Here is a 5,918-nt window from a genome sequence, read left to right on the forward strand (position 1 = left end):
GGGGGAGGGGGCGGGGGTCCGGGACGGGGGCGGGGTGGGTGTCGGGGTGGGGCCGGCGGACCGGCCGGCGGGCGATCCGGAGGCGGCCGGGGCGCCCTCCGAACAGCCCGCGACAGCGAGTAACGCCAGGGAGACCACCGGAAGAACGAGTCGTGTCGAGCCGCGACGCATGTCTGCTCCAGCCGTGGGGACGGAGGGATGTCGTGCCATGGTCTGCCATGGTCGCAGGAGCGGGGGCGGTCGTACGTCCGTACGCCGAAGCCGCCTCGCGGCTCGACTTCCGCCCCACCCTGCCCCGCGGTCGAACGCGTGGACGCGTCGGGATCAGGAAGCGGTCTGGTCGGTGTGATCGGTGGGGGCGGTATCGCGGTTCCGGTTGCGGACTGCGGCCCGGATCTTCTTGGCTGTGTACCCGAGCCCCGCCACGAGGAGGGCCGCGAGTGCGTTGCCGAGTACGTCGTGGCCCAGGAACGCGTAGAACGTGGACAGGGTCATGGCGGTCTCCCCCGGTGGTGCGGCTGTTGCGGTGACGAGGGAGAGATTGGCCGCGAACGGGAGGCCGCCGGCCGGCCGGGGGACGTCACGCCTGGTGAGAGGGGGTTCCGGGCTGGACTGTGGGTGGTCACGGCTGGACAGGGTGGTCAAGGGAGGGGTGCGATGTCTCCGAAAAGGGAGATCCCGGAGGGGACGCCGGCGGGTGATCTGGCCGTGTTCCTCGTCGGGTTGACGCGGGGTGCGACGGTGCGCGCGCTGGCGGAGCGGTTCGGCCGGAGCAGTTCGACGTGGGGGAACTACCTCAACGGGTCGCAACTGATTCCGAGACCGTTGCTGGGCAAGCTCGTCGAGGCGTACACGCCGCCGGGGGCGGCGCGGAACGTGAAGGCGGTCCGGGCGAGCGAGTTGTGGAGCGCGGCGGATCGGGAACGTCGCTCCGGCCCGGTTGCCTTGCATCCGGTGCCCACTGAGCGCCGTGACGAGGCGTTGTGGCAGGTCGTGAAGTACCAGGGCCTGGCGGCGAACGCGGAGAAGCACCTGGCGGAGCTGCGGCCCATGCTCGCCTACACGCAGAGCCGGCTGGAGAACGCACGGATGCGGTTGAGGGTGGCGGGCGATCGGGAGCGGGTACGGGTCGAACGGCAGCTCGGTCAGGCGAAGGAGCGGCTGGGCCGGGTCCAGGTCCAGCAGGAACGTGCGAGGAACCGCAGGCTGACGGCGGAGGAGCAGCAGCAGTTCTGGACGACGGAGGCGTTGACCGCGCAGGAGGAGATCAACCGTCTGGAGCGTGAGGCGCGGAGCCTCGTCATTCCGGTGGGCCCGCCCGACGCGGACGGGCGGTCGCCGAGCGGTGCCGATGCCACGGAGGGCGACGACGAAGCGGACGAGACGACTTTCGACGTCCGGTTGGAGCACATCGTCGCCGAGGGCCTGGAGGACGAGGCCGTGATCGAGGCCGACATCCGCTTGGAGTCCGACGTCCGCGTCGAGTCAGGGGTCGGAGCGGCCGGAGCGGTCGGAGCCGCTGTCCCGCCGCTGTCCAATGTCCCGTTGGACAGGGCAGGTGTCGATGACGGCGGCTCGCGTCCGGTGAGTCCGGCCTTGCCGTACCGGGCGCTCCGCACGATCGGCGGGGCGCTGGGTCACCCCCTGGTGAAGGCGCGCCTCCACGTCATCGCCGCTCTCCTGTGCCTGGGGGTCGTCTCCATCATGTACCGGGCGTCCGAGGGGGTGGAGAGCGAGCACGCCTGGTCCGGAGCGGTCCTCGCCACCCTGCTGGGCCTCCCGTTCCTGTACGGGGTCCTCAGGTTCGGCGCGGTGCCCGTGCGGGCGGCCCGGGTCGCGGCCGTCGTCCTGCATGTCGCGTGGGTGGTGCTGTTGCTCCTGGACGCCCTGCCGTGGCCGACGCCCACCCGTCGGTGAGACGGGCGCGGGAACCGGGGCCGCCCCGGCCCGCGGGCAACGCCCGCCCCGTGCGGCTCAGGACCGCGCGGTCGGCGGGTTCTCGAACGTCGGTGCGTGCTCGAAGGTGGCGGCGGCCGCGAGGAAGGCGTCGTTCTCCTCGGGGGAGCCGATCGAGACGCGGGCTCCCTCGCCCGCGAAGGGGCGGATCGCCACGCCCGCCTCCGCGCAGTGGCGCCCGAAGTCCAGGGTCCGTTCGCCGAGCGGGAGCCACACGAAGTTGGCCTCGCTCGGGGGGACGGGCAGGCCGAGGGCTTGCAGGGCCTCGCGTACCCGTTCGCGTTCGCGGGTGGTGGTCTCCACCCGGGCCATCAGCTCGGCCTCGGAGCGGAGTGCGGCGACCGCGGCTGCCTGCGCGATGCCGTTGACGCTGAAGGGGAGGAACGCCTTGCGGATCGCCTCGATCGTCTCGCGGTGCCCCACCACGTAGCCGATGCGCAGGCCCGCGAGGCCGTACGCCTTGGAGAAGGTGCGCAGGACCACCATGTTGGGCCGGTCGGTGCGGAGCGCGAGGCCGTCGGGGACCTCCCGGTCGCGTACGTACTCGTGGTAGGCCTCGTCGATGACCACCAGGCAGTCGGCGGGTACCCGGTCGAGGAAGGCTTCCAGTGCCGCCGCGTGCACCACGGACCCGGTCGGGTTGTTCGGGTTGCAGACGAAGATCAGGCGGGTCCGGTCGGTGATCGCGGCGGCCATCGCGTCGAGGTCGTGGGCCCCGTCGCGCAGGGGGACCTCGACGGGGGTGGCGCCCGAGAGCCGGGTCAGGATCGGATAGGCCTCGAACGAGCGCCAGGCGTACATCACTTCGGCGCCGGGCTCGGCGACGGCTTCCAGGAGCATCTGGGAGACGCCGACCGAGCCGCAGCCGACGGCGATCTCGTCCTCGGCGACCTTGAAGCGCGCCGCTATCTCGGCGGTCAGCTCCACGCAGTTGTTGTCGGGGTAGCGGTTGACGCCGAGGGCCGCCTCCTCGATGGCCTTGACCACGGCGGGCAGCGGCCCGTACGGCGACTCGTTCGCGGCGAGGGGGTACGAGCGACCCTCGGGGGAGCGCACCGGCGGACCCGGCTTGAAGTTGACGAGTCGGTCGAGCACCGGGCGGAAGGTGGGTTCGGGCATGCGGGTTCTCTCCTTGTGGTGGTCGCCGGCCGGTCGGGGCGTGCCGTCAGCCACGTATGGCCTTGCGGAGCGGCACGTCCGGGTCGGTGGCCAGGTCGAGGTCCAGCCGGCCGGCGTCGGTGATGAGGCGGCGGCCCTGCACCAGGTCGCGGGGGCGGTCGACGGTCAGGACGGCCTCCAGCCGGTCCCCCGTCAGCCACAGGACGGTCCAGGCGGGGCTGTCGGGCGAGCCTCGGAAGAGCATCCGTTCCGCCGCCGGGTGGTGGCCCGCGTACTGGACCATCCGTCCGAACTGCTCCGACCAGAAGTAGGGCACGGTGTCGTGGGCGGCGTCGCGGCCCAGGAGCGTCGCGGCGGCGGTCTCGGGGGCGTTGAGGGCGGCGTCCCAGTGCTCGACGAGCAGCCGGCGGTCGTAGCGGTCCGACCACCAGGCGGCGCAGTCGCCGACCGCGACGATCTCGGGCCGGGAGGTCCGCAGCGCGGCGTCGACGAGGACGCCGCGCCCGACCTCGATCCCGGAGCCGTGGAGCCAGTCGACGTCGGGGCGTACGCCGATGCCGGTGACGACCACGTCGGCGGCCAGGAACTCCCCGTGGTCGAGGGTCAGTCCGCCGGGGTCGACGGAGGTGACGCGCACGCCGCACCGCAGGTCGATGCCGGCCTCGGCGTACCAACCGGCGGTCAGCGCGCCGAGTTCCGGCCCGAGGGCCTCGGACAGCGGGGCGGCGGCGGCCTCGACGACCGTGACCCGGCAGCCCTTCGCGGCGGCGGCGGTCGCGACCTCGGCGCCGATCCAACCGGCGCCGACGACGGCCACGCGCGCGCCCTCGACGAGTTCGTCGCGCAGCGCCAGGGCGTCGTCCCGGGTCCGTACGACGTGCTGGGGGCCGTCGCCCGGCAGTCGGACGGGGCTCGCGCCCGTCGCGAGGACCAGGGCGTCGAACTCCAGCGGGCCGCCGGTGGTCTCCAGGATCCCGCCGGGCCGGTCGGCGTGCGGTCGCAGGGCCTCGGCGCGGCGGCCGAGGAGCAGGGTGCAGCGGAGCTTGTCCCAGTCGGTGGGGAAGGCCGTGTCGTCGGTCTCCCCCGTCAGGACGCCCTTCGACAGCGGGGGCCGGTCGTAGGGGGCGTGGGTCTCGGCGCCGACGAGGGTGAGGTCACCCTCGTGGCCCTGGGCGCGCAGCGCTTCGGCGGTGCGCAGGCCGGCGAGGCCGCCGCCGACGACGATCACATGGCGCATGGTCGGACCTTCGGTTCTCGGGCGGTGGCGCCGGCGTCCGCGAGGGCGGTCGCCGGGGGTCCCGGCCGGGGGTCCGGCCGGGACGTGGGGCGAGGTGTCGGGTTCACTCGATGTCGAGGGCGTGCAGCATGGGGCGGAGCTTGGCGCAGGTCTCCGCGTACTCGGCCTCGGGATCGGAGTCGGCGACCAGTCCGCAGCCCGCGTACAGGGAGGCGGTGGCGCCGTCGAGCAGGGCGGAGCGGATGGCGACCGCGAACTGGCCCTGGCCGGTGCGGTCGGCCCAGCCGACGGCTCCCGCGTACCAGCTGCGGTCGAGTCCCTCGTTGTCGGCGAGCCAGGTCAGGGCCGCCTCGCGGGGGTGACCGCCGAGGGCCGGGGTGGGGTGGAGGCGTTCGACGAAGTCGAGGATGCCGGCCGGGGAGTCCTCGGCGAGCCGACCGTGGACCTTGGTGGACAGGTGTTGGACGTTGGCGAGCTTGACCACGCGGGGCGGGGTCTCGGCGTCGACGTCGGCGCACGAGTCGCCGAGCGCGTCGCGGAGCATCTGGACCACCACGTCGTGCTCGTGCTGGATCTTGGGGCTGTCGACCAGTTCGCGTTCGTGGGCCTCGTCCTGTTCGGGCGTGGCGCCGCGCGGGGTGGTGCCGGCCAGGCCCAGCGCGTGCACGGTGCGGTCGTCGACCCGTACGAGGTATTCGGGGGTGGCTCCGAGGAAGGTGCATCCGTCGTGGTCGACGGCGAAGACGGTGGTGCCGGGGTTGGCCGTGCGCAGCCTGCGCACGGCGTCCGGTACGTCGAAGGGAGTGGACGCGGTGACGCGCAACTCGCGTGCCAGGACCACCTTCTCGAATCCGCCGGCACGGATCCGGCCGGTCGCGCTGCGGACCAGTTCCTTCCAGTCCTCGGCGGCCGGCAGCTCGACGGCGGTGTGGGCGCGGCCGGCCGGGGCGGTGGGCAGGTCCCGGGCGGGCCCGGGTTCCCACAGCAGGCAGGTGTCGGCGAGGGCGGCGAGTTCCTTGGCCGTCTGCTCGGGGTCGTCGTCGGGCGACAGGGCCGCGTTGAGACGCAGTTCGGCGCGGGTGGGGCCGTCGGCGGCGCCGCGGGCGGGTGCCAGGCTGCGGATCTGCAGCGCGGGCACCCACATCAGGGCGTCCGGGAGGCGGCTGCCCCGCGGGTCGGCGGCGGCGAAGGCGAAGCCGCCGATGGCGAGGGGGCCGTCGCCCGATGCGGTGGAGCGGTCGGCGGCGCCGCCGCGGACCGCGTCGCGGGCGAGTTCCGTCCAGCCGGCGCGGACGGCCGCCACCCGGTCGGCGCCGTGTCCGTCGAGGTCGTGGGCGCTGCCGAAGGCGACGACGGAGCCGCCGTCCCAGGCGGACTGCCACAGCAGCGAGCGCGACGTGAGGAGGCGGGCCCGCTGCCACGTGTCGACGGCGGAGCCGAGGGACAGGGGCTTGGCCCAACTGGCGAGCGTGAGGCGCCCGGTGTGGCGGGCCCGGGCGGGGGCGGGCCGTAACGGGGCGGGGAGGGGCTCCCGGGCGCGGGGGGGGGGGGGGGGGGGGGGCGGGGGGGGGGCGCCCCGGGGGGCGGGGGGGGGGGGGGGGGGGGG

General features: G+C 74.3%; 5 protein-coding genes and 1 pseudogene. 1 reads left to right on the forward strand and 5 read right to left on the reverse strand.

Annotated features, from left to right (window positions below; translation table 11 throughout):
- Together ADK55_RS39675 and ADK55_RS38430 are read right to left on the reverse strand one after the other, a co-directional pair.
- Positions 1-210: pseudogene (locus ADK55_RS39675) on the reverse strand (hypothetical protein); the annotation flags it as partial.
- Positions 211-324: 114 nt separating this feature from the next.
- A complete protein-coding gene (locus ADK55_RS38430; protein ID WP_159041331.1) occupies positions 325-495 on the reverse strand; it encodes a hypothetical protein in 171 nt (56 codons plus the stop codon).
- A gap of 162 nt (positions 496-657) precedes the next feature.
- Here ADK55_RS38430 and ADK55_RS09175 point away from each other — a divergent pair, with 162 nt between their 5' ends.
- Positions 658-1,917: a transcriptional regulator gene (locus ADK55_RS09175; RefSeq protein WP_053676989.1), complete on the forward strand. Its 1,260-nt coding sequence runs from the start codon at positions 658-660 to the stop codon at positions 1,915-1,917.
- Positions 1,918-1,974: 57 nt separating this feature from the next.
- On the opposite strand, the gene hisC is transcribed toward ADK55_RS09175, so the two are convergent.
- From hisC to ADK55_RS09190, 3 genes are all read right to left on the reverse strand, one after another.
- Positions 1,975-3,075: a histidinol-phosphate transaminase gene (gene hisC / locus ADK55_RS09180; RefSeq protein WP_053676990.1), complete on the reverse strand. Its 1,101-nt coding sequence runs from the start codon at positions 3,073-3,075 to the stop codon at positions 1,975-1,977.
- 46 nt (positions 3,076-3,121) lie between these two features.
- Positions 3,122-4,312, reverse strand: a complete 1,191-nt coding sequence (locus tag ADK55_RS09185) for an NAD(P)/FAD-dependent oxidoreductase (protein WP_053676991.1) — start codon at positions 4,310-4,312, stop codon at positions 3,122-3,124.
- 103 nt (positions 4,313-4,415) lie between these two features.
- The coding region (locus tag ADK55_RS09190) for an isochorismate synthase (protein ID WP_053676992.1) at positions 4,416-5,918 on the reverse strand (1,503 nt) is incomplete at its 5' end.

The sequence above is a fragment of the Streptomyces sp. WM4235 genome (assembly GCF_001279725.1).
In the GTDB taxonomy this organism is placed as follows: domain Bacteria; phylum Actinomycetota; class Actinomycetes; order Streptomycetales; family Streptomycetaceae; genus Streptomyces.